Genomic DNA, 24,857 nt, shown 5'->3' with positions numbered 1-24,857 from the left:
GCACTAAGAGCCTATCTCAGTAGATGAATACATCTCCTGCAAGCGCCCCTCAGAAGCGGGGACTGCGTTGTTCGTCGTCGCGTGGCTCGCCACGCGTCCTCCTCGCGCCTTGTCCGCGCTCCTGATGTCCCGCCTGCAAAAGACGCTCCCTACTGGGATAGGCTCTAATAAAGAAGGAGGTTGCAGGGGCAGGAACAGCGGCGCATCGCGCTGCGGTCCCCGGCGCTTGATGAAGCCGATCTCGATGCCGCCAGCGGCCGGACGCACGGATAGGCGCAGCGGCGCCGGCGACGCATCCTGCGCGCCGTGCAGGGGGCGCAGCATGCAGAACAGGGTATTGCCCGCCTGCGCCGCCAGGTGCAGCCGGCGCAGGCTATCGCCGCGCACATGCGATTGCCAGAACAGCAAGGCGCCACAACTGCCGCTGCGCAAGATGTTTTCCGCCGCCCACAAGGCATCCTTGCTACTGGCGCTACGCAGCCACAGCAGTTGCGACGGCGCCAGCCCCTGCGCGGCCAGGGCCAGCGCCTGCGGCGGATGGGGCGGCTGCAACAGCACGATGGCTTGCCCCGTCAATTGCGCCAGCGCGGGCGCCAGCAGGCGCAATTCGCCGCTACCCGGCTGCTGCACCAGCAAATCGATGAGGCTGCCGCCGGGCCAGCCGCCGCCCGGCAGCTGCTTTGACAACGCGGCAAAGCCCGTATCCAGGCAGCGCGTGACGCCCTGGCCCAGCTGCGATGCACGCCAGAGTGACGGGTGCAAGGCTTCCGGCGACGCCATCAATTGGGAATGTTGCATAAGTTGTTGCATCACTGAGATGAAGATAAATACTGTATGCATATACAGTACTATTCATTGCGGCTTTTGGCAAGGTTTATCTGCGTATCGCCCACCAGGGGGCCGCTTCGCACAGTCCGAAAAAACCCGTTTTTAACATCGATTGCTGTACCATAAGCACTATCCTTACCGTCGGGCAATGTACCCGGCGCTCCCTTTTCGTCCATAAGGAAAGCTCATTTGACCACCATCCAAATCATCAGCGCGCTCGTCTTCGCCCTTGCGCTCATCCACACCTTCGCCGCCAAATCCTTTGAGGAACTGGCGCACCGCAATCCCCGCCATGCGGGCCTGCTGCACTTGCTGGGCGAAGTGGAAGTCGTGTTCGGCTTCTGGGCCTTCATCTTGATCATTATCATGGCCTTTGTCTCGGGCGGCGATGCTGCCATCGCGTATGCCGAGTCGCGCCAGTACACGGAACCGCTGTTCGTCTTTGTCGTCATGGTGGTGGCCGCTTCGCGCCCCGTGCTCGACGCCGTGCAGGGCCTGCTCAAAGGGGTGGCGCGTGTGATGCCGCTGCGCACGGAACTGGCCCTCGTCTGGCTGGGCCTGGCGCTGGTGCCCCTGGCGGGCTCGATGATCACGGAACCGGCAGCCATGACACTGGCCGCGCTGATGCTGGCGCCGCAAATCTTCCGCCCGGGCATCCCTGAATGGCTGAAATATGGCGCGCTGGGCGTGCTGTTCGTCAACGTCTCCATCGGCGGCACCCTGACTTCGTACGCGGCGCCGCCCGTGCTGATGGTGGCCACTACCTGGAACTGGGACAGCGCCTTCATGGCCAGCCATTTCGGCTGGAAAGCGGCCATCGCCGTGCTGGTCAACGCTACGGGCGTGAGCATACTGCTGCGCAAATATCTGCACAGCAACACCTCCGACATCAAGCCGAAAGCCGGCGAGCTGGAGATTCTGAAAGTGCCGCTGGCCGTCAGCCTGGTACACCTGGCCGTGCTGGCCGGCGTGGTAGCCCTGGCGCATCACCCGGTGCTGTTCGTCGGCCTGTTCCTGTTCTTCCTGGGCTTCGTGCAGGCGTATGAGCGCTATCAAAGCCCGCTGATCCTGAAAGAAGGCTTGCTGGTTGGCTTCTTCCTGGGCGGCCTGGTGGTGCTGGGCGGCATGCAGCAATGGTGGCTGCAACCGATCGTCTCCAGCCTGAAACCGCTGGCCTTGTTCTTCGGCGCGCTGGGCTTGACGGCCATTACCGACAATGCCGCCCTGACCTACCTCGGTTCGCTGATCGTCGGCATGACGGACGAAGCCAAGTACATGCTGGTGGCCGGTGCCGTGGCCGGTGGTGGCCTGACCGTCATCGCCAACGCGCCGAACCCGGCCGGCGTGGCCCTGCTGCGCCGTGGCTTCAAGGATGAATCGATCGGCGCCGTCGGCCTGCTGGCGGGCGCCCTGCTACCGACTGCCGTGGCTGCCCTCGCCTTTCTGGCCCTGTAAGCTATCCCCTGCCCACGGGCGGCGCCTGACGCCGCCGGTGGCGCGCAAAAAAATCCAGCAACAGCTTGCTGGCGTCGGGTTTGGCCTTGTCGTTGAATGGCAGGCTGGCGTCGCCACCGCTCCAGGCGTGCTCAAGATGCTCGACCTGCGCCACGCGCAGCAGCACCTCCTTGCCCACCCGATAATCGTGCAGCGCGTACGCATGCGCCGGGTTGCGCCCGCCCGCCGCACCCGCCGGCAAGCGTTGCGCCGTCACCTCAGTGTCGAACGGCAGGCGGTTCACACGCACGCTCTGGCGCACCAGCTGCGTCTGGTTGACGGGCCGCACCACCTTGTCGGCCAGCCCCTGGATCAGCATGGTGGGCAGGCGGGGAAAGGCCGGCTGGCGCGCCAAGACTTCATCGATGGCCACATCCATCCGGGCGGCAGCGCCATGCTGCATCACCTGCAGCGCACCGATCAAATTATGGCCGGCGCCAAACATGGGGCCGGAATGCAAGCCCAGCGCGGCAAACAGCTGCGGGTGATTCAAGGCTACGATATGCGCCATGCCGGCGCCAGCGGAAATGCCGCTGATATAGACGCGCGCGCGGTCGATCGCATGACGGGACGCCACCTGCTCGATGGCGCCGACGATCAGGCGCACATCGCCCCCGCCCTCTTGCGTCAGCTTGTCATACCACTTCCAGCAGCGCCGTGCATGCGAGCGCAGCGATTGCTGCGGATACAGCACCGCGTAGCCCTTGCGCTCGGCCAGGCGGTTCATGCGCGTGCCCTCGGCAAACTGCGTGGCGCTCTGCTCACAGCCATGCAGCATCACCAGCAGCGGCCGCCCACGGCTGCGCATGGCTACGTTCGGCGCCTTGTCGGGCAGATACAGGAAATACGGCAGGCGCCGGCCCGGTAATTGGCCCAGCTCCGGCGGTGGCGCATAGTGGGCGGCGAGCCACTTGCCCGGCGCGGGCGCCACTCGCTTGCGCACGCGCGGTGGCGACAAGGGCGTCGCGAATGGCGTCAAAGAGGGTGCCAAAGCGTCACGGGCGGGCCTGGCGCGCGGCTTCGCGGCTGCGACCTTGACCATGGCCTTGGCCCCGGTCTTGACCCCGGTCTTGACCCCGGTCTTGACCTTGAGCGTGGCCTTGCTGCGGGGCTTGGGCTTGGGCTTGGGCTTGGGCTTGGGCTTGGGCTTGGGCTTGGGCTTGGCCGGCACGGGGCCGAACAGCACCTTGGCCAGCTTGCTGGCCGTGCGCTGCTGCGCCTTGCCCGCGCGCAATAGCCCGCGCAGCCACTTGGTGGCGGGTTTTACCATGGCCAGCACGATGCTGGCTGTTGTGGAGCGTACCGCGCTTTCGTCCAACTGTCTCGTTGCGTCATCAGCATGTGCGGCCTCCTCCATAGAGCACATAGAGTACCGCAATTGGGCTACGGCACCGTACGTTTGCACGCTTATAAAAGTGCCGCAGACACTATTGATGCAGATCAAACGCGATCTGCGGCAGTTGCTTAATCTGGGGACTCGATCCGCACCACTTCGACAGGAGGTACCACCATGAGCTATCTGGACCGTGACATCTTGGGCATGTACCGCGACCACGACGGCCCCGGGCCGGCCTTGATGGGGGCCGATACCCTGATCGGCGACGATGTCTACAATCACAGCGACGAGGAACTGGGCGGCATCAAGGAAATCATGCTCGACATGCGCACGGGCCAGATCGCCTATGCCGTGCTGTCCTTCGGCGGCGTGCTGGGCATGGGCGATAAATTGTTCGCCGTACCCTGGGAAAACCTGACCCTCGATACCGTCAACAAGCGCTTCCAGCTCGATGTCGACAAGGAGCAGCTGAAAAACGCCCCTGGCTTCGACAAGAACAACTGGCCCGACATGGGCAGCGATGCATGGCAGCAGCAGATGGAAGCGTTCTATGGCACGGGCGCCATGGCGAGTAGCCGCATGCAGTCCGGCAGCAACTTGCGCGGCGATGACGATGCGATGGATCAGCGGAGTTGAAGCCCTGACGAATAAGCAAACAAGCGATTTTTAGCTGCCCAACCGTTACCGCCACGGCGCCTCTGGAAACCGTAGCGAGCAAGCTCAATATCGCATTGAGTAGCGCAACCGTACTTAGTACGGGGGCGCCGAGCCGGTGAGCAACGCCGATGCGATAGTGAGCGAAGCGAGGTTTATAGAGGTGCCCTCACCTCTGCATGGACTCCCATACCTTTTGCAGGCGCTTGGCCGATACGGGCATCGGCGTGCGCAATTCCTGTGCAAACAGGGACACGCGCAGCTCTTCCAGCATCCAGCGGAAATCGACCAGTTTCGGGTCGGTGTTTTTGCCGGCCTGGCGGTCCTTGGTCTGGCGCAAGTACGGCGCGGCGGCCGATTGCCATTCGGCCATGAGCTTGGTGTCGCGCGCGGGGTCGGCGCGCAATTTTTCCAGGCGCACATTGATCGCCTTCAAATAGCGGGGGAAATGTGACAGCTGCGTGTACTCGTTTTCCGTCAGGAAACGCTTATGCACGAGGCCCTGCAACTGCGCCTGGATGTCGGCCGCTGCCGCTGCGGGGATGTTTTGCAAGCGCTTGGGCAAGCCATGGAATTCCGTCAGTACTTGCGACAGCAAACGGGCGATTTCATTGACCAGCAATACCAGGCGCGACTTGCCCTCCGCCTGGCGCTTGGCGAACGAAGCGGCGTCCAGCGGCAGCGGATCTTGCAGGCAGGCAATATCGAGCGCCTTGTTGATGATTTGCTCGCGCAATTCTTCCTGCGAACCCAGGGCCATGAATTGCATGCCCATCTGCTGCAGGCCGGGAATGCTCTTCTCGACGTACTTGATCTGCTCTTTCATCTGCAGCGCGAACAATCGGCGCAAACCGATCTTGTGCGTGCGGGCCGCCACGGTCGGGTCGTCAAACACTTCCAGGTCGCAATGCGTGCCCTTGTCGACCAGGGCGGGGAAACCGATCAGTGTCAGCCTGCCCTGCACGATTTCCAGCAATTCCGGCAATTCGCCAAAGGTCCAGCCCGTCAAGCCCATGTGCTGCGAGACGGTAGCATTCGCCGATGCTGGCGCGGTAGCAGCGGCGCCCTGGGCCGGTGCGCCGCCCTTGCCTGCCGCCGCAGCGGAACCCTGGGCTTGCGCCTGCAGCCGCGACGCCACTTGCGCGCCCGCCACTTTTGCACCGGGCGTACCCGCGCCGGAGACGCCCGACACCTCGGCCAACTTCTGGAAACTCTGGCGCGCCTGGCCGCCGAATTCGGCCTGCAAGGTGGCCAGGTTGCGGCCCATGTCCAGCTGGCGACCATGCTCGTCGATCACTTTGAAATTCATGAAGTGATGCGCGGGCAGGGTTTCCGGCTTGAAATCCGTCGTCAGCACATTGATGGTGATCTGCGTGCGGATGTCAAGAATGATGGCATCGACAAGATCGCCACGGCCAAACACGCCCGCTTCGTGCACGCGCTCGCAGAACTTGGCCGCGTAATCGGGCAGCGGCACGCAGTGGCGGCGCAGCTTTTGCGGCAACGATTTCAACAGCAGATGCACTTTTTCCTTCAGCATGCCCGGCACCAGCCATTCGCAGCGCTCACGCGGCAACTGGTTCAGCGCATACAGGGGCACGGCCAGGGTCACGCCATCGCGCACGCTGCCCGGCTCGAAGTGGTACGTGAGGCCCATTTCCAGGCCCGTCACCGACATGATTTTCGGGAACAGGTCGGTCGTCACGCCGGCCGCCTCATGGCGCATCAGCTCTTCGCGGTTCAGGTACAGCAGCTTGGGATTGTCGCGCGTGGCGTCCTTGTGCCACTTCTCGAAACCGGCGCCATTGCACACGTCCGCCGGCAGCAGCTTGTCGTAGAAGGCGGCGATCAGTTCATCGTCGACCAGCACGTCCAGGCGGCGCGACTTGTGTTCCAGGTTTTCGATGTCCTTGATCAGTTTATGGTTGTGCGCAAAGAACGGCGCGCGCGTGTCGAAATCGCCACCCACCAGCGCATCGCGGATGAAAATCTCGCGCGCTTCCGGCAAGTTGAAATTGCCGTAGTTGATGCGGCGCTGGCCGTACACCACCAGGCCATACAAGGTAGCCCGTTCGGACGCCGTCACCTGCGCCGAGCGCTTTTCCCAGCGCGGCTCGCCCCACGATTTCTTCAGCAGGTGCTCGCCCACTTTTTCCAGCCACTCGGGCTCGATCTGCGCCACGCAGCGCGCATACAGCCGCGTGGTATCGACCAGTTCGGCCGCCATGATCCACTTGCCCGGCTTTTTCAGCAGCGAGGAACCGGGCCAGATATGGAACTTGATGCCGCGCGCGCCCAGGTAGCCCGCACCCGGCTCGTCTTCGCCCTTGAAGCCGATATTGCCCAGCAAGCCAGTCAGCAAGGCCATGTGCAGGTTGTCGTAGGTGGCCGGCGCTTCATTCAGGTGCCAGCCCTGTTCCTTGACGATGGTCAGCAACTGCGAATGCACGTCACGCCATTCGCGCAGGCGCATTTGCGACAGGAAATTCGTACGGCAATTGTCTTGCAACTGGCGGTTGGTTTTCTTGTGCTCGATGGCGGACTCGAACCAGCGCCAGATTTTCAGGTAGCTGAGAAATTCCGATTTCTCATCGGCAAACTTCTTGTGCGCCTCGTCGGCCGCCTGCTGGTGCTCCATCGGGCGGTCGCGCGGGTCTTGCACGGACAGGGCCGAGGCCACGATCAGCACTTCCGTCAGGCAGGCGTTGTCCAGCGCGGCCAGGATCATGCGTCCCACGCGCGGGTCCAGCGGCAGCTTGGCCAGCTTGTTGCCCAGCGCCGTGAGCTGGTTGACGTCATCGACGGCGCCCAGTTCCTGCAGCAACTGGTAACCGTCGGCCACCGCGCGCGCCAGCGGCGGCTCGATGAAGGGGAAGGTTTCCACGTCCGCCAGGTGCAAGGACTTCATGCGCAGGATGACGGCGGCCAGCGAGGAGCGCAGGATTTCCGGCTCCGTGAATTTCGGCCGCAGCAAGTAATCCTGCTCTTCATACAGGCGGATGCAGACGCCATCGGCGACGCGGCCGCAACGCCCGGCGCGCTGGTTGGCGGCCGACTGGGCGATCGGCTCGACCTGCAGCTGTTCGACCTTGTTGCGGTAGCTGTAGCGCTTGACGCGCGCCAGGCCCGCGTCGACGACGTAACGGATACCGGGCACGGTCAGCGAGGTTTCCGCCACGTTGGTGGCCAGCACGATGCGGCGCGCATTGCTGGTCTTGAAGACGCGCTCCTGCTCTTCGGCCGACAAGCGGGCGAACAGGGGCAGGATTTCCACGTGCGGCGGATGGTGCTTGCGCAGCGCCTCGGCGCAGTCGCGGATTTCGCGCTCGCCCGGCAGGAACACCAGCACGTCGCCCGAGCCGATGCGGCACAGTTCTTCCACGCCATCGACGACGGCATCCATCAGGTCGCGTTTTTCGCGCGCCGCAGCCGTGCGCTGGCCAGGTTTATCAGTATTGGCACCTGGCATGGCCACCTGTTCACGCTCCACGGGACGGTAGCGCACTTCCACCTGGTACAGGCGGCCCGACACTTCGATCACGGGCGCCGGCTTTTCCGGCGTGCCGAAATGGCGCGAGAAACGCTCGGCGTCGATGGTGGCCGACGTGATGATGATTTTCAGGTCCGGCCGGCGCGGCAGCAGCTGTTTCAGGTAGCCGAGCAGGAAATCGATGTTCAGGCTGCGTTCGTGCGCTTCATCGATGATGATGGTGTCGTAATTCTTCAACAAGGGGTCGGTCTGCGTCTCGGCCAGCAAGATACCGTCCGTCATCAACTTGACGGACGCGCCACGGCTCAAGGTGTCGGTAAAGCGCACCTTGAAACCGACGGTTTCGCCCAGCGGCGTGCCCAGTTCCTGCGCGATGCGCTTGGCCGTCGACGAGGCCGCGATACGCCGCGGCTGCGTGTGGCCGATCATGCCCTTCTGGCCACGTCCCAGTTCCAGGCAAATCTTCGGTAGCTGCGTGGTCTTGCCGGAACCCGTCTCGCCGCACACGATGATGACCTGGTTTTCCGTCAAGGCCTTGGCGATTTCGGCGCGCCGGCCCGAAACGGGCAGGTCTTCCGGGTAGGTAATCGGTGGCAGCGGATTGCGGAAGGCCTTTTCAGCCTCGCGCGCGGCGCGGGCCACATCCCTGTTTTCACGACTTTCACGGCCTTCGCGGCTGTCGCGGCCCTCGTTCGGCGCCTGCCCCTCGCGCGGCGGACGTGGTGCGCGCTGTTGCTGTTGTTGCTGCCGCTGCTGTTCTTTCGGCTGTTCCGCGCGTGGCGCTTGCTGCCTTTGCTGGCTCACCGGCGGACGCTGGCGGCCCTGCGCAGGCGCGGGCGTGGACTCGGGAACAGGCGCAGAAACTGGCACATTCGCAACGTTGGAAGGAGGGGAAGACTTATTGCTGGCTGAAGACATTGTTTTTTACAGGTATTTTAAGCGCGCACATCGCGCAGCGAATTATAATGCGCTTAATGGAAAACCCTACCCAATTCGTCCAATGGCTGCGCTCAGTCGCGCCCTACATCCACGCCTTTCGCGGCAAGACCTTCGTGGTCGCCTTCCCCGGTGAACTCGTCAGCGCCGGGGCGCTGCAGGTGCTGGCCCATGATTTGTCCCTGCTGCATGCGCTGGACATCAATGTCACCGTGGTCTACGGCTCGCGGCCGCAAGTGGCGGAACAATTGGCCCTGCGTAATGTTGAAGGCCGTTTCCACAACGGCGTGCGCATCACCGACATTGCCGCACTGGAATGCGCGAAAGAAGCCGCTGGCGAATTGCGTCTCGATATCGAGGCCGCCTTCAGCCAGGGCTTGCCGAACACGCCCATGTCGCATGCGGCCATCCGTATCATTTCCGGCAACTTCATCACGGCGCGCCCGCTGGGCGTGATCGATGGCGTGGACCTGGAACTGACGGGCATCACGCGCAAGGTCGACGCCGAAACCATCCATTCCATCCTCGGCTCGGACGGCCTGGTGCTGCTGTCGCCGCTGGGCTTCTCGCCCACCGGCGAAGCGTTCAACCTGACCATGGAAGACGTGGCCTGCAGCGCCGCCATCGCCCTGCACGCGGATAAATTGATCTTCATCACGGAAACGCCGATGATGGCAGACGCCACGGGCGTGGAAATCCGCGAACTGTCGTCGCACCAGGCCGAAGCCGTGCTGATGGCCGGTTTCTTGCCGGACGCCACCGCCTTCTACCTGAAGCATTGCGTCAAGGCATGCCACAACGGTGTCGAGCGCTCGCACATCGTGCCCTTCTCGATGGACGGCTCGGCCCTGCTGGAATTATTTACCCATGATGGCGTGGGCACCATGATCAGCCATGAAAACCTGGAAAGCCTGCGCCAGGCCACCATCGAAGACGTGGGCGGCATCATCAAACTGATCGAACCGATGGAAGCGGACGGCACCCTCGTCAAGCGGGGCCGCGAGCTGATCGAACGCGAAATCGATTACTTCTCCGTCATCGAACATGACGGCGTCATCTTTGGCTGCGCCGCCCTGTACCCGTTCCCCGCAGAAAAAATGGCGGAAATGGCTTGCCTGATCGTCAACCCGGAAGTGCAAACCCAGGGCGATGGCGAACGTATCCTGAAACACATGGAAAACCGCGCCCGCGCCGCCGGCCTGAGCAAGCTGTTCGTGCTGACCACGCGCACTTCGCACTGGTTCAAGAAACGCGGCTTCCTGCCGGCCACCGTGGACGATCTGCCGAAGGACCGCCAGCATATGTATAACTGGCAGCGCAAGTCGCAGGTGTTGATCAAGACCCTGTAGCGCATTCAACAAAAAGTCCATGGCGTTGTTGCATTGCCGCGCCGTACATTCGTACTGTCTTCGGCAACGCGCCTAGCCCTGGCCATTTTGTCAAATGCTCTGCGCAAAGAAAAATCCCGGCATGCCGGGATTTTTCTTTGCGCAGTATCAATTACTTGATATTCAATTATTTGATGTTCAGCGGCGCAAACGACTTGACCAGGTCATCGAGCGCCTTCAGTTGCGCCAGGAATGGCTCCAGCTGGTCCAGCGGCAAGGCGCTGGGGCCGTCGCAGCGGGCATTGTCCGGGTCCGGATGGGCTTCCAGGAACAGGCCGGCGATGCCGACGGCCAGGCCGGCGCGGGCCAGGTCGGCTACTTGCTGGCGGCGGCCACCCGAGGCGGCGCCACCGGGGTCGCGCTGCTGCAAGGCATGCGTGACGTCGAAGATGATGGGCAAGCCGTCGCAGGTCTTCTTCATGACGCCAAAGCCCAGCATGTCGACCACCAGGTTGTCATAGCCGAGGCAAGTGCCACGGTCGCACAGGATCAACTGGTCGTTGCCCGCTTCCTTGAATTTTTCGACAATATTGGCCATCTGGCCAGGGCTCAAGAATTGCGGCTTCTTGATATTGATCACTTTGCCCGTCTTGGCCAGGGCCACGACCAGGTCCGTCTGGCGCGCCAGGAAAGCGGGCAGTTGCAGCACATCCACGACTTCAGCGACTTGCTGCGCCTGCCAAGGTTCATGCACGTCGGTAATGACGGGCACGCCGAAGGCCGCCTTCACGTCCTGGAAGATGCGCATGCCCTCTTCCAGGCCCGGACCGCGGTAGGAATGGATGGACGAACGGTTGGCCTTGTCGAAACTGGCCTTGAACACATACGGAATGCCCAGTTTTTGCGTGACGCGTACATATTCTTCGCAGCTGCGCATGGCAAGGTCGCGCGATTCGAGCACGTTGATGCCGCCAAACAGCGTAAAGCTGCCTTCATTGCTGACATCGATGCCATTGACTTTAACTGAGGCCATAGGGGATTCCATATTGGTTAATTACTACTGTTTACTTTGAAGAGGCGCATCGAGCAGCTTGCGCGATAAGCCATCTTACTAGCTAGGGCGGCGCAGATCAAATTTGATCCAGCGCAAGGGCGCGGCAAACGGCGCGTGGCCGGCCCGCGACGGCCTCGCGAGGCGATGCGCAAAGTGCCTTATAATCACGCTTTATCTCTACACCGATTTAGGAGCACAGATGGCCCGCACGATCCACTGCATCAAACTCAACAAGGAAGCCGAAGGACTGGATTTCCCGCCATACCCGGGCGAACTGGGCAAGAAGATTTATGAATCGGTGTCGAAAGAAGCCTGGGCTGCCTGGCTCAAGCACCAGACCATGCTGGTCAATGAAAACCGCTTGAACCTGGCCGACGCGCGCGCCCGCAAATACCTGGCCACGCAGATGGAAAAGCATTTCTTCGGCGATGGCGCCGATGCCGCCATGGGTTACGTGCCGCCAACGGAATAAGTTTTTCAGCATGCCTGCCCGTGGCCGCCGCGCCGCGGGTATCTCTCTCCTCCTGCCCTCCTGTTTCACGCCGCCTGAAGCCATTTCACGGCTGACCTTTCCCGTTTCGTCGCACACCGCTCGCCGCCAGGCATGGCCGTGGGCATAGTACGTCCATCGACAAGCTCACACCAAGGCGGACACCATGTTGCAGCAGATCTTCAGCCACACTCCCCTGTATGTCTGGGCCATCCTGGCCTTCCTCGTGTACCGCGGCGTGCTGGCCAGCCGCGCGCGCGAAGTCACCTTGCGCAAGCTGTGCATCATCCCGCTGGTGATGCTGGCCCTGTCCCTGAGCGGCGTGTACGGCAGCTTCGGCTTCGCCGGCGCCGCCCCTGTCGCTTGGGTGGTGGGGGCCTTGGCGGGTGCGGCGCTGGCCTGGCTGCTGGCCGATACGCGCACTATCGTGGCAATTCCCGCCCGCGCCAGCGTGCAGCGCCCCGGCAGCTGGCTGCCGTTAATCTTGATGATGAGCATCTTCTGCATGAAATATGCAGTCGCCGTGACCCTGTCCATCGCGCCCGCCTATGCCCATGCGCCCGGCTTCATCTTGCCCGTCTGCGCCGCATATGGTTGCTTCAGCGGCATTTTTTTAGGTGGCTTGCTGCGCACCCTGGCCGTAGTTCGCCAGGCGCAAATGACAAGCGGCCCCCAAGGGGCCGCCGTTTAGAACAGATGCGACTGCCGGCGAACGCCGGTGATCGTCTTAGTAAGTCAAGGTACGCACGCCTTCCGGCATGCCCAGCAGGCAGACATTGGCGCCGCGCACGGCGAACAGGCCGACGGCGATGACGCCGACGATCTGGTTGATCTCCTGCTCCAGCGCGACCGGGTCGGCGATCTGCAAGCCCAGCACGTCGATGATCTCGCCGCCATTGTCGGTAAGGAACGCCTCATCGCTGCCTGCCTTCAGGCGCAAGCGAGGCGTGCCGCCCAGCGCGGCCAGCTGGCGCGACACGGCAGCGCGCGCCATCGGCACCACTTCCACCGGCAGCGGGAAGGCGCCCAGGGTTGCCACCAGCTTGGAGCCGTCGGCGATGCAGACGAACTGTTTCGACACGGAAGCGACGATCTTTTCACGCGTCAATGCCGCGCCGCCGCCCTTGATCATGGCGCCGCTGGCCGTGATTTCATCGGCGCCGTCGATGTAGACGGCGATCGATTCGACGTCGTTCAAGTCGAAGACGGCGATGCCATGAGCGGCCAGGCGGGCGGCCGTCGCTTCGGACGAGGCTACCGTACCTTTGATGCGGTCCTTGATCTTGGCCAGTTCATCGATGAAAAAGTTGGCGGTGGAACCGGTACCGACGCCGATGATTTCCCCCTCCACCACGTAGTTAATGGCGGCGCGGGCTACGGCTTGCTTCAATTCGTCTTGGGTCATGGCAAATAAGGCTAAAGTGGGGAATGCCGCTATTTTAACGGATTGCCGGCCCGGCCAGCCGTCCATGCGGGCTAGCTGTCCCATTTGACACACCGGCCAGCCGATAAATTTGCGATAGAGCAATTTCCCAGCCAATTCCTCCGTATGCCCGTTAAAATATGCGAAAATGCCACTATTGACAGATATCACGCTTCAGGAATCGAAAATGAATCACAGTAAACAGGTACTAGTTGTCGATGACAGCCGGGTTTCACGTTTGATGTCGCATCAATTCATCCTCAGCAAACATGCCGACTGGCAGGTCATTGAAGCGGCGACGGGTGAAGAAGCCCTGGAAAAAGTCAAGACATGCACGCCGGTCCTGATATTACTGGATGTCAATATGCCCGGCATGGGCGGCGAGGCAGCGGCGGCGCAATTGCGCGTGCTGTGCCCACTGACGCCTATCGTTCTCGTCACGGCCAATGTACAAAATGCCATCCGCAACCGCGCCAGCGAACTCGGTGTCGGCTTCATGGAAAAACCGATCACGGAAGCGCGCATCCATCAATTGATCGAATCACTAGGACTGTGAGCATGGTCAATCTCTCCGAACTCGAAAACGATGCACTGGTAGAGATATTCAACATCGGAGTAGGCCACGCTGCCGCCGCGATGAGCGAGATCGTGAATGAAGAAGTCACCATGTCGGTGCCCTCGATCACCTTCCTGAACCGCGCCGATGCGGCCGCCTTGCTGGGCAGCAAGAAAGATGGCGAGCGCATCTGCGGCGTCAGCCAGCATTACGATGGCGCCTTTGCCACCGAAGCCATATTGATGTTCCCGGAAGACAAGAGCCTGGAAATCGTGCGCCTGATGGTGGGCGACGCCATGCCGCTGCAGGAGCTGACGGAGATGGAGCAGGAGGCGATGAGCGAAATCGGCAACATCATCCTCAATTCCTGCGTGGGGACGTTGGCCAACCTGTTCGACAGCGAGCTGCATGGCTCGCTGCCGCTGTACCACGTGGGCACCAGCACGGAAATCCTGGCCTCGTTCGGCGGCCAGGACGACGAGGCAGTCGTGCTGATGCTGCACATCGATTTCGTGCTGGCCAAGCACCAGATCCACGGCTATGTGGCGTTTGTGCTCGACCTGTCCGCCTTGCACGACCTGAAGCAACAGGTCAGCCGCTATCTGGCCAAGATCCTGGGACCGGCGTGACCATCATGCCCGATGCTGCACACCGTTTGGCCCTGCTCGAAAGCATCATCGGCGCCGTCAACCTGGGCGCCATCGTGCTCGACGAGCAGCACCGCATCGTGCTGTGGAACCGCTGGATGGCGCGCCACTCCGCCTGGACGCCCGAGGCGGTGCTGGGCCAGGATTTCTTTGCCGTCTTCCCGGAGCTGCGGCACAAGCGCATCGCATCGGCCATCACCCAGGCCCTGCGCGACAATTTCCAGTCGCTGCTGTCGCAAACGCTGCACAAGGCGCCGTTTGCGCTGTACACGCATGGCGTGGCCGCTGGCGTCGCCGACGGCCAGGAACGCATGCAGCAAGCCATCGCCGTCACACCGATCAATTTACCCGGCGCGCCGCGCCACTGCCTGATCCAGATCAATGATGTCACCATCGCCGTCGGCCGCGAAAAGCTGCTGCGCGAACAAACCATGGTTTTGCGCTCGCAAACCTTTTCCGACGGCTTGACGGGTATCGCCAACCGGCGCCACTTCGACGTGGCCATCGACAAGGAAATGCGGCGCGCCATGCGCACCGGCAGCCCGCTGTCGCTGCTGATGATCGATATCGACCATTTCAAGGATTACAACGACCATTACGGCCACCAGCAGGGCGACGGCTGCCTGATCGGCGTGGCAGCCGAGCTGGCCGCCATGCTGAAGCGCCCGAGCGACTTGCTGGCGCGCTATGGCGGCGAGGAATTTGCCGCCATCCTGCCCGACACCGATGCCGCGCAGGCGCTGCACATGGCCGAAGCGATCCGCCAGCGCGCCGCCGACTTGCGCATTGCGCACGAAAAAACGGGCAACGACGTCAAGCACATCACGGTCAGCATCGGCATCGCTACGCAGCGGCCGCACCAGGCACTGGAAATTTCCGCCCTCATCGGCGCCGCCGACCGCGCCCTGTATCTGGCCAAGCGCGCCGGGCGCAATCGCGTGATGGTGCAGACGCGGTAGGAAAGCAACACCCGGCGCGCAATTCCAGTGGACATCTTTACGGCGGGTGCGTAGACTCGCTCTTGATTGCAGCAAAAACAATAAAAATTTATCTGCGGCATCCATCCATGTGCATGCGCCGTTCCTGCGCGGATACGGCCAGGGGTGCTTGTGAATCTCGACCTGCCCATCAAATCGCGCTTGCCGGGCGTCGGCATGGATACCAGCATGGTCAATGGCATGCGCCTGCTGTTGTCCAGCGCCACCTTGCTGACCCTGTTCATCGACCCCGAAAGCGCAGGCGGCGGTGGCGCGCGAGCTAGCCGGATTCATCTGGGCCATCGGCCAATCTCTGCCGCAAACGGCGCTTAAAGCATCAACGGAGCTGGCCATGAACATACAAACCAGGATTTTTTTCGAAACACTTGACAGGTCAATACATATTAGCGCGGCAGCAAGCTGCGGTCGGCGGGATCAAGCAGAAAGTCTTGCAGTATCTCTTGCAACTGCGGCAGCTGCGCCACGTAAGCCGGGATGCCCAGCTGGCGCGCGCCAAAGTAGTGGGCGATGAGGTCGCCCTGCTGCTCCATGTTGAAATCGGACAACACACCGCCGGCCTGCGCATCGTAGCGGTAGGCGCGCTGTTTGACATAGCCGCCGCGCAAGGCCAGCAGGACGCCATGCAGTAAGACGCCATAGCCAAGCTGGTACTGCCACACGTGCACCATTTCATGGATGAAAAACAGCTTGCCGCCGTTGCCTTCGCGGGAAAAATCGTCGCGGTACTGGGCCGGCATGAAGTGCAGGCTGCCGCGCGGCGTCATCGCCGTATTCTGGGCCTGCAGGCCGAAGGGCAGAAAGGAGCCGCGCACGACGCGCACGCGCGCGTAGTCGATGGCGCCCTGAAAGATGCTGCGGACCATGGTGATTTCACCGATGGTCAGGGGGCGGCGCAGCACTTGCATGAAGAAGGTGAATGAAGAACAGCGCGGCAAGCCCGGGAGGCTGCCGCGCCGCTGCTACTTAGGCGGAGCGCAGGCCGCTGGCGGCCTTGGCGATTTCCGTGATGCGGTCCCAGTTGCCGGCCGCGATCGCGTCTTTTGGCGTCAGCCACGAGCCGCCCACGCAGGCGACGTTCTTGCATGCCAGGAACTGCGATGCCGTCTCTTGCGAGATGCCGCCCGTCGGGCAGAATGTGATGTCCGGCAAGGGGCCGTAGATCGCGTTGAGCATGCCGATGCCGCCAGCCGGCACGGCCGGGAACAGTTTGAGCTGCAAGAAGCCGTTTTCACGCGCCGCCATCACTTCGCCTGGCGTCATCACACCCGGCAGCAGGGGTAGGCCGCTGCTTTTCGCCGCCGCCACCAGGGCCGCCGTCAAGCCAGGCGAAACGCCGAACACGGCGCCCGCATCGCGCGCCGCAGCAAATTCCTCGGGGCGGGTCAGTGTGCCGACGCCGACGATGGCGCCCGGCACTTCCGACATGGCGCGGATCGCTTCCAGGCCGTGCTTGGTGCGCAGGGTCACTTCGAGCACGCGGATGCCGCCCGCCACCAGCGCGCGCGCCAGCGGTACGGCATGTTCAGGATCGTCGATCGCAATCACGGGGATCACGCTCGAGGTGCGCATAATTTCCAGTAGTGTCATGGTCATCTCTTATTTCCTAGCCAAAAAGTCTTCATCGGAACCCGGTATAGTATCGCCGACATTGTCGGCATCGTGCAAGGCGACAGTAGTGGGAATCGGCGACGGCAGGCCGAAGGTGGTGGCACCCTCTTCCGCCGCGCTGACGGTGGACCGGAACATGGAAAACAGCTCGCGGCCCATGCCGACGTGATTTGGCGACAGATCGGCCTGCACCAGCGAACGGGCATGCCAGACGTCGGCCGGCACCAGCGCCTCCAGTACGCCAGTAAAGGCGTCGAGGCGGATGATGTCGCCGTCGCGCACCAGGCCCAGCGGGCCACCGGCGAGAATTTCAGGCGAGACGTGAATCGCCGCCGGCACCTTGCCCGATGCGCCCGACATGCGGCCATCGGTGACCAGCGCCACCTGGCGGCCGGCATCCTGCAAATTGGCCAGTGCTGGCGTCAGCGCATGCAATTCCGGCATGCCGTTGGCGCGCGGGCCCTGGAAACGCAGCACGGCGACGAAATCGCGGTCCAGCGTGCCGGCCTTGTAGGCGGCCATGAACTCTTCCTGCGAGTTGAACACCAGCGCAGGCGCTTCTACCGTGCGGTGCTGCGGCTTGACGGCCGAGACTTTCATCACGGCGCGGCCCAGGTTGCCCGCCACCAATACCATGCCGCCGTCCGGCGCGAACGGGTTCGAGGCCGGGCGCAGCACGTTGTCGTCGGCGCTGGCCAGCGGCGCGTCTTTCCAGAAGACCTTGCCGTCTTCGCCGAGGAACGGCTCCATGCAGTGCGCGCGCAAGCCCTTGCCCAAAATGGTGGTCACGTCGTCGTGCAGCAGGCCCGCGTCCAGCAGTTCGCGGATCAGGTAACCGGTGCCGCCGGCGGCGTGGAAATGGTTCACGTCGGCGTCGCCGTTCGGGTAGATGCGCGTCAACATTGGCACGATGGCCGACAGTTCGTTGAAATCGTTCCAGTCGATGACGATGCCGGCCGCCTTGGCGATCGCCACCAGGTGCAAGGTGTGGTTGGTTGAACCGCCCGTGGCCAGCAAGCCCACGACGGCATTGACGATACATTTCTCGTCAACAATATGGCCTACCGGCAAGTAGTTGGCGCTTTGCGCCGTGATGCCGGCGGCGCGCTGGGCGGCGGCTTTTGTGAGCGCATCGCGCAGCGGCGTGTTTGGCGTAATGAAGGCGGCACCCGGCAAGTGCAAACCCATCACTTCCATCAGCATCTGGTTGCTGTTGGCCGTACCATAGAAGGTACAGGTGCCCGCGCCGTGGTAGGCCTTCGATTCGCCTTCCAGCAAGTCTTCACGCGTAGCCTTGCCTTGCGCATACAGCTGGCGCACCTTGGCTTTTTCCTGGTTCGACAGGCCCGACGTCATCGGCCCGGCCGGCACGAAGATGGCTGGCAAATGGCCAAAGTGCAGCGCACCGATCAACAGGCCCGGCACGATCTTGTCGCACACGCCCAGGTACAGGGCCGCGTCGAACATATTGTGCGACAGCGCCACGGCGGTCGACATGGCGATGGTGTCGCGCGAAAACAGCGACAATTCCATGCCCGGCTGGCCTTGCGTCACGCCATCACACATGGCGGGCACGCCACCGGCGAACTGCGCCACGGCACCCACTTCGCGCACGGCTTGCTTGATGATCTGCGGGAAACCTTCGAACGGTTGATGGGCCGACAGCATGTCGTTGTACGACGAAACGATGGCCACGGAAGGTTTCTTGTATTCTCTCAGCGAGAGTTTGTCGTTGGCGGGAAAGGCGGCGAAGCCGTGCGCCAGATTGGTACACGACAGGGCGCCGCGCTGCACGCCCTGGATGCGTGCCGCATCCAGATGCGCCAGGTAGGCGCCGCGCGATGGCCGGCTGCGCGCGATGATGCGCGCTGTTACGGATTCGACTACTGGATGCAGCGCCATATGGATTTCCTTAAAAATGAGTATTTCGTGAAATTTTACTACAAAATGGTGGAGAAGAAGCACCCTTGCAGGGGCCGGCGGCATAAATAATCCATTTTCTGACGACTTTTCAAGGCAAAACAACAAAATCTCATTGTCAATCGCCCTCCTCATCTATCTATTGCAGCATGGATAAAGTGTTAAAAAAAACCTGGAAAATGGTGTGCACCTGCATAAACTGTAGTGAAATTACGTTTTTGTGATGTATTATTCTCATACCAACGCCGGTTCAGCTGTTCGCCACGCCGAACGCACCGCGCCCCTTTCAACCGAGACAAGCACCCAAGCCGACCGCCATGCGCCAGCCAGCATCCATTCCTGCCATCACCGCCACCGCCAGTTTCCCGTCCCTGCAAGCGCATAGCGCCAGCCTGCGCGAAGTCCATCTGCGCCAGCTATTTGCGGCTGACCCAGCGCGCTTTTCCAGCATGACAGTCGATGCGGCCGGCCTGCTGCTTGATTATTCGAAGAACCGCGTCGACGCCACCGCCATGTCGCTGCTGATGGACCTGGCCCGCGAACGCGGCGTGGAAGCGCAGCGCGAAGCGATGTTTACGGGCGAGAAAATCAATCTTACCGAACATCGGGCCGTTCTGCATACGGCATTGCGTGCCCCGCGCGGCACCACGCTGGTCGTTGACGGCCAGGATATCGATGCCGACGTGCAAGACGTGCTGCAGCGCGTGAAGGCATTTACCGACAAGGTGCGCAATGGCAACTGGCTCGGCTACACGGGCAAGCCCATCTGCGACATCGTCAACATCGGCATCGGCGGCTCGGACCTGGGCCCGAAAATGGCGTGCCTGGCGCTGCGCTCCTACGCCAACCCGGGCCTGGAGATGCATTTCGTCTCCAACGTCGACGGCCACGACATGGAAGCGACCTTATCCAAAGTCGATCCGGAAACCACCTTGTTCATCGTTGCCTCGAAAACCTTCGTGACGACGGAAACCATGCTCAACGCCAACACGGCGCGCGCCTGGTTCCTGCTCGAAGGCGCGGAAAAAGACCTGACGCGCCATTTCGTAGCGGTGTCGACGAATACGCAAGCCATCGTCGATTTCGGCATCGCGCCGGAAAACATGTTCCCGTTCTGGGACTGGGTCGGCGGCCGTTATTCCGTCTGGTCGGCTATCGGCCTGGCCGTGGCGCTGTCCGTCGGTTTTGAATACTTCAGCGATTTCCTGGCCGGCGCGCATGCGATGGATCAGCACTTCCGCCAGGCGCCTCTGGAGCAGAACATGCCCGTGGTGCTGGCCATGGTGGGCTTCTGGAACCGCCAGTTCCTCGAATGCGGCTCTGTTTCGATCGCGCCCTACCACCAGGACCTGAGCCGCTTTGCCGCCTATTTGCAACAGCTGGACATGGAAAGCAACGGCAAGCGCGTCACCAAGGATGGCCAGCCTGTCGGCGTGCCGACCGGCCCCGTTATCTGGGGCGATTGCGGCACGAATGCACAGCACGCGTATTTCCAGCTGCTGCACCAGGGCACCGATATCACGCCGATCGATTTCATTGCCGCCCTGCGCGCCACGCACGATTTGCCGGGCCACCACGACGCCCTGCTGGCCAACTGCTTTGCCCAGTCGGAAGCCTTCATGACGGGCAAGACGGGCGACGAGGTACGCTTTGATCTGCAGGCGCAAGGCTTGCCGGAGGCCGAAATCGAGGCGCTGGTACCGCACAAAACTTTCCCCGGCAACCGCCCCAGCAATACTATCTTGATGGATCAACTGACGCCGTCGACCCTGGGCGCCCTGATCGCGCTGTACGAACACAAGACCTTCGTGCAGGGCGTCTTGTGGAATGTCAACAGTTTCGACCAGTGGGGTGTGGAACTGGGCAAGGTGCTGGCAAAGAAAATCCAGGCCGAACTGACGGGCGAAGCCCGTCCCGACCACCACGACAGCTCGACCAATGGCCTGATCGCGCTGGCGCGTGCGGCCAAGGCGGCGTACTAAACATCTTTAATCGAGGTCTATGAACATATACGAAATCAAAGTCGTCAGCGACAAGCCCATGCAAGTGGGCGAATGCCCGCTGTGGCATGGCAAGGAAGCGGCCCTGTACTGGGTCGATATCGATGGGCGCGCCGTACACCGTTTGCACCCGGCCAGCGGCAAGCACGAACAGTGGAACATGCCGACGGAACCGTCGGCGCTGGCCATCAACGCCGGCGGCGGCCTGATCGTGGCCCTGCGCAGCGGTTTTGCCCATCTCGACACCAAAACGGGCAGCCTGGCGGAAATCGCCCCGGCGCCGTTCGACATGGCCACCACACGCTTCAACGATGGCAAGGTCGATCCCGCAGGCCGTTTCTGGGTCGGCACCATTTTCGAGCCGCGCAGTGCTGCAGCGGCGGAAATGTTCGTACTGGAAAAGGGCAATGTGCGCAAAGTGTGGTCGGGCGGCATGACGGTGTCGAACGGCCTGGGCTTCAGCCCGGACCGGCGCACCATGTACCACGCCGATACCACCACGCACCGCATCGACCGCTTTGATTTCGACGCGGCCACGGGTGCCATTTCCGAGCCGCAACCATTCCAGCGCTTTTCCACCGACAAAAAAGCTGCTGATTACGGCGGACGCCCCGATGGCGCGGCTGTCGACAGCGAAGGCAATTACTGGTCGGCCATGTTTGAAGGCGGCAAGATTTTGCGTTTCGCCCCCGATGGCCACCTGCTGGGCGAAATCGCCGTGCCCGTGCGCTGTCCTACCATGGTGACCTTTGGCGGCGCCGACCTGCGCACCCTGTACATCACCAGCGCCAGCCACAACCGCTCGGCAGCAGAACTCGCCGACTACCCTTTGAGCGGCCACGTGCTGTCCGTGCGCGTGGATGTGGCAGGACAGCCGGAAACGCCTTACCAGGCGTAAAATCGCCGCACGGCATTTGAAAGGCACAAAAAAGCGCCAGACCCTCGCAGGTCACGGCGCTTTTTCACAGGCGACGGCAGATTTACCGGGCCAGCACCTTGCGGATCGTCTCGGCCAGTTCGGCGGCGACAAACTTGGCCACATAGCCATCGGCGCCCACGCCCTTGACGTGGTCTTCGTTGGTCGAGCCCGTCAGCGACGAGTGGATCACCACAGGGATGGTGGCGAAGCGGCCGTCGTTCTTGATGTTGCGCGTCAGGGTAAAGCCGTCCATTTCCGGCATTTCCAGGTCGGTCAGCACCAGCGCGACCTTGTCCTTCGCCGTCTTTCCTTCGGCGGCGGCCTGGCTGGAAATGGCTTGCAGGCGCTCCCACGCTTCCTTGCCCGTCTTGGTCATGATGAACGGCACGCCCATCGCGTCCAGGCCCTTTTCGATCAACGAGCGCGCCAGCGCGGAATCGTCGGCGGCCAGAATCACGGCGCCGGCAGGCAGGCGCACCTGCGGGCCGATGCTGTGCTGGTCCACATCGGGCTCGCCCGAAGGCAGCACGTTGCGCAGGATTTGTTCTACGTCAAGCACTTGCGCCAGGCGCGTGTTGTGCGTGTCGCCATCGAGGCGCGCGATGCTGGTGACGAGGCCGCCGCCGACGCTCGATTCGGCCGACAGCACCTGATTCCATTCCAGGCGCACGATTTCATCGACCTCTTCCACGGCAAACGCCTGCGTCGAGCGGGCAAATTCCGTCACCATCAGGATCTTCAAGCCATTGCTCTTGCAGCCGACCGCCATCGGCAAGTCGATCACGGGCACGATCTGGCCGCGGATATTGACCACGCCCAGCATGTGCGGATGCGCACCGGCGACCGCCGTGATGACCGGCATTTCCATGATTTCACGTACTTTGAACACATTGATGCCGAATAGTTCGCGGCTGGTCGAGTGATCGCTGGTGCCCAGCTTGAACAGGAACAGTTCAAATTTGTTATTGCCCGTCAGGCTGGTGCGTTCATCGACATCTTGCTGCATTGAATTCATTGTGTCCCCTTGAGCCGTCTTGTAAAGTTAAGTCTGCCGGCCCGCGAGGCGGGCAGTGCTGACTGCATGCCGCATGGACGTCGGGAGGCGGGTTCGGGGCATGGCCGGCGCTAACGGTGCAGTGGTGTCATTGTGCAAGCTCGTACAAGCAATAGTTGCTATCGATTCGCGTCTGAATTATACGGTTTTTTACTTTCCACAAAGCTACTTTAAGCTGCCAACGCCCATCCTGGCAGCATTTCTTGACTTGCTTGTTGCTACAGCGCAAATCGTGATGCAGAGGAAGGAAAATTTCCCAAACAACCATGGTTGCTTTGCAAAGCCGTTTTGAAATCATGCCCGCGCCTCCCGCACGGCGAACGGCATATAATGGCCATGCAGGTCCGGCACGCAACGATGCACGCCAAAAGCCTCACGCAAGCGAGAGGAATGTAGTAAAATTTCTTGCAATTGCCACTTCTACGTAGTAAATTTACACCACGACACAGTAGCGACAGACTGGCACTTCCGGTCGGCCTCCTCCCGCTCCGGCTCTTTTACTTTTGCGACGACACTCACTTATGGCTCTTACCGATTTTGACCTGGTCCTGTTTGGCGGCAGCGGCGATTTAGCAATGCGCAAGTTGCTGCCTGCCATGTATGCGCGCGACGTCGCGAACGACTTGCCGCCGACGGCACGCATTATCTGCGTGGGCCGCCAGGACAGCGGCCAGGAAGCCTTCCTGGCAATGGTGGAAAACAACTCCCGCCCGCACATCAAGGCCAGTACCCTGAATGCTGCCACCTGGAGCCGCTTCTGCGCGCGCATCGTGTATGTGTCGCTCAATGCCAGCGACGCCAAGACCTATGCACCGCTGGTCGAGGCACTGCGCGGCGATGCCGACCTGACCCGCGTGTACTACCTGGCCACGCCGCCGCATCTATTCGCCTTGATCTGCGACAACCTGCAGGAAAATGGCCTGGTCACGCCGAATTCGCGCGTGGTACTGGAAAAACCGCTGGGCCGCGACCTGGCCAGCGCCAAGCAGATCAACGCTGAGGTGGGCAAGGTGTTCCAGGAATCGCAGATCTACCGTATCGACCATTACCTGGGCAAGGAAACCGTGCAGAACTTGCTGGCCTTGCGTTTCGGCAATGTACTGTTCGAACCGCTGTGGCGCCGCGAATGGATTTCCGACGTGCAGATCACCATTGCCGAAAAGTTGGGCGTAGGCAACCGCATGGGTTACTACGACACCTCGGGGGCGCTGCGCGACATGCTGCAAAACCATTTGCTGCAACTGCTGTGCATCGTCGCCATGGAACCGCCAACCTCGATCGCACCGGACGCCGTGCGCGATGAAAAGCTGCAAGTGCTGCGCTCGCTGAAAAAATTCACCCCAACCACCTTGGCGCAAAACATCGTGCGCGGCCAGTACCGCGCTGGCCATGTGGATGGCGTCACGGTGCCGAGCTACCGCGACGAACCGGACGCGCCCGAACATTCGCGCACCGAAACCTTCGTGGCGCTGAAGGCGGAAATCGACACCTGGCGCTGGGCCGGCGTGCCGTTTTACCTGCGCACGGGCAAACGCATGGCCGACAGCCTGGCCGAAATCGTCGTGCGCTTCAAGCAGATCCCGCACTCGATCTTCAACCAGCCGACGTCGAGCTTCCAGCCAAACTGCCTGGTGATCCGTTTGCAGCCAGATGAAGGCTTGCGCATGAATCTGATGGCAAAGACCCCGGGCGACGGCATGCGCTTGAAACCGGCGGAACTGGAACTCGATTTCCGCGAATCGTTCAAGACCCCGCGCATGGACGCCTACGAGCGCTTGCTGCTCGACGTGCTGCGCGGCCAGCTGACCCTGTTCATGCGCGGCGACGAACTGGAAGCGGCCTGGGAATGGGTCGAGCCTATCCTTGACAACTGGGAACAGAACGACACCGCGCCGATTCCGTACACGGCAGGCACCTGGGGTCCGGCAGCGGCCAGCGCCCTGATCGGCCGCGACGGCTTGCAATGGCGTGAAGAAGCACTTCCTGAAGACTAGTTTGGAAGTGCAAGGAGCCGTGCCTTGCAAGGCACGGCCGTTATGCAGGCGCGGAGCGTGCTCCGCGAATTCCCTGCTTCACCCCTGCCGGAAGACTAAGCTAGCAGGGCAAGGAGCCGTGCCTTGCA

The 24,857-nt window shown here is 62.0% G+C and carries 20 protein-coding genes and 1 pseudogene; 12 read left to right on the top strand and 9 right to left on the bottom strand.

Annotated elements, in window-relative coordinates; genetic code table 11:
- Positions 1-3: 3 nt before the first annotated feature.
- A complete protein-coding gene (imuA, locus tag ACQ4W6_RS08195; RefSeq protein ID WP_436566688.1) occupies positions 4-798 on the bottom strand; it encodes a translesion DNA synthesis-associated protein ImuA in 795 nt (264 codons plus the stop codon).
- 219 nt (positions 799-1,017) lie between these two features.
- On the opposite strand from imuA, the gene ACQ4W6_RS08190 reads away from it, so the two are divergent.
- The gene (locus tag ACQ4W6_RS08190; protein WP_436566687.1) at positions 1,018-2,283 is read left to right on the top strand and encodes a putative Na+/H+ antiporter; all 1,266 of its coding nucleotides are present in this window, start codon (positions 1,018-1,020) and stop codon (positions 2,281-2,283) included.
- Between the two features lies 1 nt (position 2,284).
- Here the strand turns inward: ACQ4W6_RS08190 and ACQ4W6_RS08185 are convergent, their stop codons facing one another.
- Positions 2,285-3,640 (bottom strand): extracellular catalytic domain type 1 short-chain-length polyhydroxyalkanoate depolymerase, encoded by a 1,356-nt coding sequence (locus ACQ4W6_RS08185; protein WP_436566686.1) that lies wholly within the window; start codon positions 3,638-3,640, stop codon positions 2,285-2,287.
- A 192-nt stretch (positions 3,641-3,832) separates the two neighbouring features.
- Between ACQ4W6_RS08185 and ACQ4W6_RS08180 the strand changes: the two genes are divergently transcribed.
- The gene (locus ACQ4W6_RS08180; protein WP_436566685.1) at positions 3,833-4,294 is read left to right on the top strand and encodes a PRC-barrel domain-containing protein; all 462 of its coding nucleotides are present in this window, start codon (positions 3,833-3,835) and stop codon (positions 4,292-4,294) included.
- Between the two features lie 187 nt (positions 4,295-4,481).
- Here ACQ4W6_RS08180 and hrpA read toward each other — a convergent pair whose 3' ends face one another.
- Positions 4,482-8,720, bottom strand: coding sequence for an ATP-dependent RNA helicase HrpA (gene hrpA, locus ACQ4W6_RS08175; RefSeq protein ID WP_436566684.1), 4,239 nt, complete (start codon positions 8,718-8,720; stop codon positions 4,482-4,484).
- A 56-nt stretch (positions 8,721-8,776) separates the two neighbouring features.
- On the opposite strand from hrpA, the gene argA reads away from it, so the two are divergent.
- Positions 8,777-10,087: an amino-acid N-acetyltransferase gene (gene argA / locus ACQ4W6_RS08170; RefSeq protein WP_436566683.1), complete on the top strand. Its 1,311-nt coding sequence runs from the start codon at positions 8,777-8,779 to the stop codon at positions 10,085-10,087.
- Positions 10,088-10,253: 166 nt separating this feature from the next.
- Here the strand turns inward: argA and kdsA are convergent, their stop codons facing one another.
- Positions 10,254-11,099, bottom strand: a complete 846-nt coding sequence (kdsA, locus tag ACQ4W6_RS08165) for a 3-deoxy-8-phosphooctulonate synthase (protein WP_436566682.1) — start codon at positions 11,097-11,099, stop codon at positions 10,254-10,256.
- A gap of 220 nt (positions 11,100-11,319) precedes the next feature.
- Between kdsA and ACQ4W6_RS08160 the strand changes: the two genes are divergently transcribed.
- The gene (locus tag ACQ4W6_RS08160; protein WP_034750797.1) at positions 11,320-11,592 is read left to right on the top strand and encodes an oxidative damage protection protein; all 273 of its coding nucleotides are present in this window, start codon (positions 11,320-11,322) and stop codon (positions 11,590-11,592) included.
- Positions 11,593-11,773: 181 nt separating this feature from the next.
- A pseudogene (locus ACQ4W6_RS08155) lies at positions 11,774-12,301 on the top strand (DUF6622 family protein); the annotation flags it as partial.
- A 36-nt stretch (positions 12,302-12,337) separates the two neighbouring features.
- On the opposite strand, the gene rpiA reads toward ACQ4W6_RS08155, so the two are convergent.
- A complete protein-coding gene (gene rpiA, locus ACQ4W6_RS08150) occupies positions 12,338-13,015 on the bottom strand; it encodes a ribose-5-phosphate isomerase RpiA (protein WP_436566681.1) in 678 nt (225 codons plus the stop codon).
- 205 nt (positions 13,016-13,220) lie between these two features.
- Here rpiA and ACQ4W6_RS08145 point away from each other — a divergent pair, with 205 nt between their 5' ends.
- From ACQ4W6_RS08145 to ACQ4W6_RS08130, 4 genes are all read left to right on the top strand, one after another.
- The gene (locus ACQ4W6_RS08145; protein ID WP_436566680.1) at positions 13,221-13,589 is read left to right on the top strand and encodes a response regulator; all 369 of its coding nucleotides are present in this window, start codon (positions 13,221-13,223) and stop codon (positions 13,587-13,589) included.
- Between the two features lie 2 nt (positions 13,590-13,591).
- A complete protein-coding gene (locus ACQ4W6_RS08140) occupies positions 13,592-14,218 on the top strand; it encodes a chemotaxis protein CheC (protein WP_436566679.1) in 627 nt (208 codons plus the stop codon).
- 5 nt (positions 14,219-14,223) lie between these two features.
- A complete protein-coding gene (locus tag ACQ4W6_RS08135) occupies positions 14,224-15,195 on the top strand; it encodes a diguanylate cyclase (protein WP_436566678.1) in 972 nt (323 codons plus the stop codon).
- A gap of 150 nt (positions 15,196-15,345) precedes the next feature.
- Positions 15,346-15,546 (top strand): hypothetical protein, encoded by a 201-nt coding sequence (locus tag ACQ4W6_RS08130; RefSeq protein WP_436566677.1) that lies wholly within the window; start codon positions 15,346-15,348, stop codon positions 15,544-15,546.
- Positions 15,547-15,617: 71 nt separating this feature from the next.
- Here ACQ4W6_RS08130 and ACQ4W6_RS08125 read toward each other — a convergent pair whose 3' ends face one another.
- From ACQ4W6_RS08125 to edd, 3 genes are read right to left on the bottom strand one after another with little or no spacing between them, the layout of a single operon-like run.
- On the bottom strand, positions 15,618-16,169 hold the full coding sequence (locus ACQ4W6_RS08125) for a Rhs element Vgr protein (protein ID WP_436566676.1): 552 nt from the start codon (positions 16,167-16,169) through the stop codon (positions 15,618-15,620).
- Positions 16,170-16,197: 28 nt separating this feature from the next.
- Positions 16,198-16,827: a bifunctional 4-hydroxy-2-oxoglutarate aldolase/2-dehydro-3-deoxy-phosphogluconate aldolase gene (eda, locus tag ACQ4W6_RS08120; RefSeq protein ID WP_436566675.1), complete on the bottom strand. Its 630-nt coding sequence runs from the start codon at positions 16,825-16,827 to the stop codon at positions 16,198-16,200.
- A gap of 3 nt (positions 16,828-16,830) precedes the next feature.
- Positions 16,831-18,744: a phosphogluconate dehydratase gene (edd, locus tag ACQ4W6_RS08115; RefSeq protein ID WP_436566674.1), complete on the bottom strand. Its 1,914-nt coding sequence runs from the start codon at positions 18,742-18,744 to the stop codon at positions 16,831-16,833.
- Positions 18,745-19,079: 335 nt separating this feature from the next.
- Here edd and pgi point away from each other — a divergent pair, with 335 nt between their 5' ends.
- Positions 19,080-20,744 carry a glucose-6-phosphate isomerase gene (pgi, locus tag ACQ4W6_RS08110; protein ID WP_436566673.1) on the top strand — a complete coding sequence of 555 codons (1,665 nt, stop codon included), beginning with the start codon at positions 19,080-19,082 and terminating at the stop codon, positions 20,742-20,744.
- A gap of 19 nt (positions 20,745-20,763) precedes the next feature.
- A complete protein-coding gene (locus tag ACQ4W6_RS08105; protein ID WP_436566672.1) occupies positions 20,764-21,660 on the top strand; it encodes an SMP-30/gluconolactonase/LRE family protein in 897 nt (298 codons plus the stop codon).
- Positions 21,661-21,742: 82 nt separating this feature from the next.
- Here the strand turns inward: ACQ4W6_RS08105 and ACQ4W6_RS08100 are convergent, their stop codons facing one another.
- Positions 21,743-22,696, bottom strand: coding sequence for a chemotaxis protein (locus tag ACQ4W6_RS08100; RefSeq protein ID WP_436566671.1), 954 nt, complete (start codon positions 22,694-22,696; stop codon positions 21,743-21,745).
- Positions 22,697-23,256: 560 nt separating this feature from the next.
- On the opposite strand from ACQ4W6_RS08100, the gene zwf reads away from it, so the two are divergent.
- The gene (zwf, locus tag ACQ4W6_RS08095) at positions 23,257-24,729 is read left to right on the top strand and encodes a glucose-6-phosphate dehydrogenase (protein WP_436566670.1); all 1,473 of its coding nucleotides are present in this window, start codon (positions 23,257-23,259) and stop codon (positions 24,727-24,729) included.
- The last annotated feature ends 128 nt before the right edge of the window (positions 24,730-24,857 follow it).

This window comes from Janthinobacterium woesei (assembly GCF_051380875.1).
Taxonomy (GTDB): Bacteria; Pseudomonadota; Gammaproteobacteria; order Burkholderiales; family Burkholderiaceae_D; genus Janthinobacterium.
Note: the sequence above shows the minus strand (reverse complement) of the source record. Positions and strands in the feature narration are given on the sequence as shown.

Bases quoted from the DNA above. Each gene is read 5' to 3' on its own strand.
- imuA (WP_436566688.1), bottom strand. From the start codon at position 798: ATGCAACATTCCCAATTGATGGCGTCGCCGGAAGCCTTGCACCCGTCA.
- ACQ4W6_RS08180 (WP_436566685.1), top strand. From the start codon at position 3,833: ATGAGCTATCTGGACCGTGACATCTTGGGCATGTACCGCGACCACGAC.
- hrpA (WP_436566684.1), bottom strand. From the start codon at position 8,720: ATGTCTTCAGCCAGCAATAAGTCTTCCCCTCCTTCCAACGTTGCGAAT.
- argA (WP_436566683.1), top strand. From the start codon at position 8,777: ATGGAAAACCCTACCCAATTCGTCCAATGGCTGCGCTCAGTCGCGCCC.
- kdsA (WP_436566682.1), bottom strand. From the start codon at position 11,099: ATGGCCTCAGTTAAAGTCAATGGCATCGATGTCAGCAATGAAGGCAGC.
- ACQ4W6_RS08160 (WP_034750797.1), top strand. From the start codon at position 11,320: ATGGCCCGCACGATCCACTGCATCAAACTCAACAAGGAAGCCGAAGGA.
- rpiA (WP_436566681.1), bottom strand. From the start codon at position 13,015: ATGACCCAAGACGAATTGAAGCAAGCCGTAGCCCGCGCCGCCATTAAC.
- ACQ4W6_RS08145 (WP_436566680.1), top strand. From the start codon at position 13,221: ATGAATCACAGTAAACAGGTACTAGTTGTCGATGACAGCCGGGTTTCA.
- ACQ4W6_RS08140 (WP_436566679.1), top strand. From the start codon at position 13,592: ATGGTCAATCTCTCCGAACTCGAAAACGATGCACTGGTAGAGATATTC.
- ACQ4W6_RS08135 (WP_436566678.1), top strand. From the start codon at position 14,224: ATGCCCGATGCTGCACACCGTTTGGCCCTGCTCGAAAGCATCATCGGC.
- eda (WP_436566675.1), bottom strand. From the start codon at position 16,827: ATGACCATGACACTACTGGAAATTATGCGCACCTCGAGCGTGATCCCC.
- edd (WP_436566674.1), bottom strand. From the start codon at position 18,744: ATGGCGCTGCATCCAGTAGTCGAATCCGTAACAGCGCGCATCATCGCG.
- pgi (WP_436566673.1), top strand. From the start codon at position 19,080: ATGCGCCAGCCAGCATCCATTCCTGCCATCACCGCCACCGCCAGTTTC.
- ACQ4W6_RS08105 (WP_436566672.1), top strand. From the start codon at position 20,764: ATGAACATATACGAAATCAAAGTCGTCAGCGACAAGCCCATGCAAGTG.
- ACQ4W6_RS08100 (WP_436566671.1), bottom strand. From the start codon at position 22,696: ATGAATTCAATGCAGCAAGATGTCGATGAACGCACCAGCCTGACGGGC.
- zwf (WP_436566670.1), top strand. From the start codon at position 23,257: ATGGCTCTTACCGATTTTGACCTGGTCCTGTTTGGCGGCAGCGGCGAT.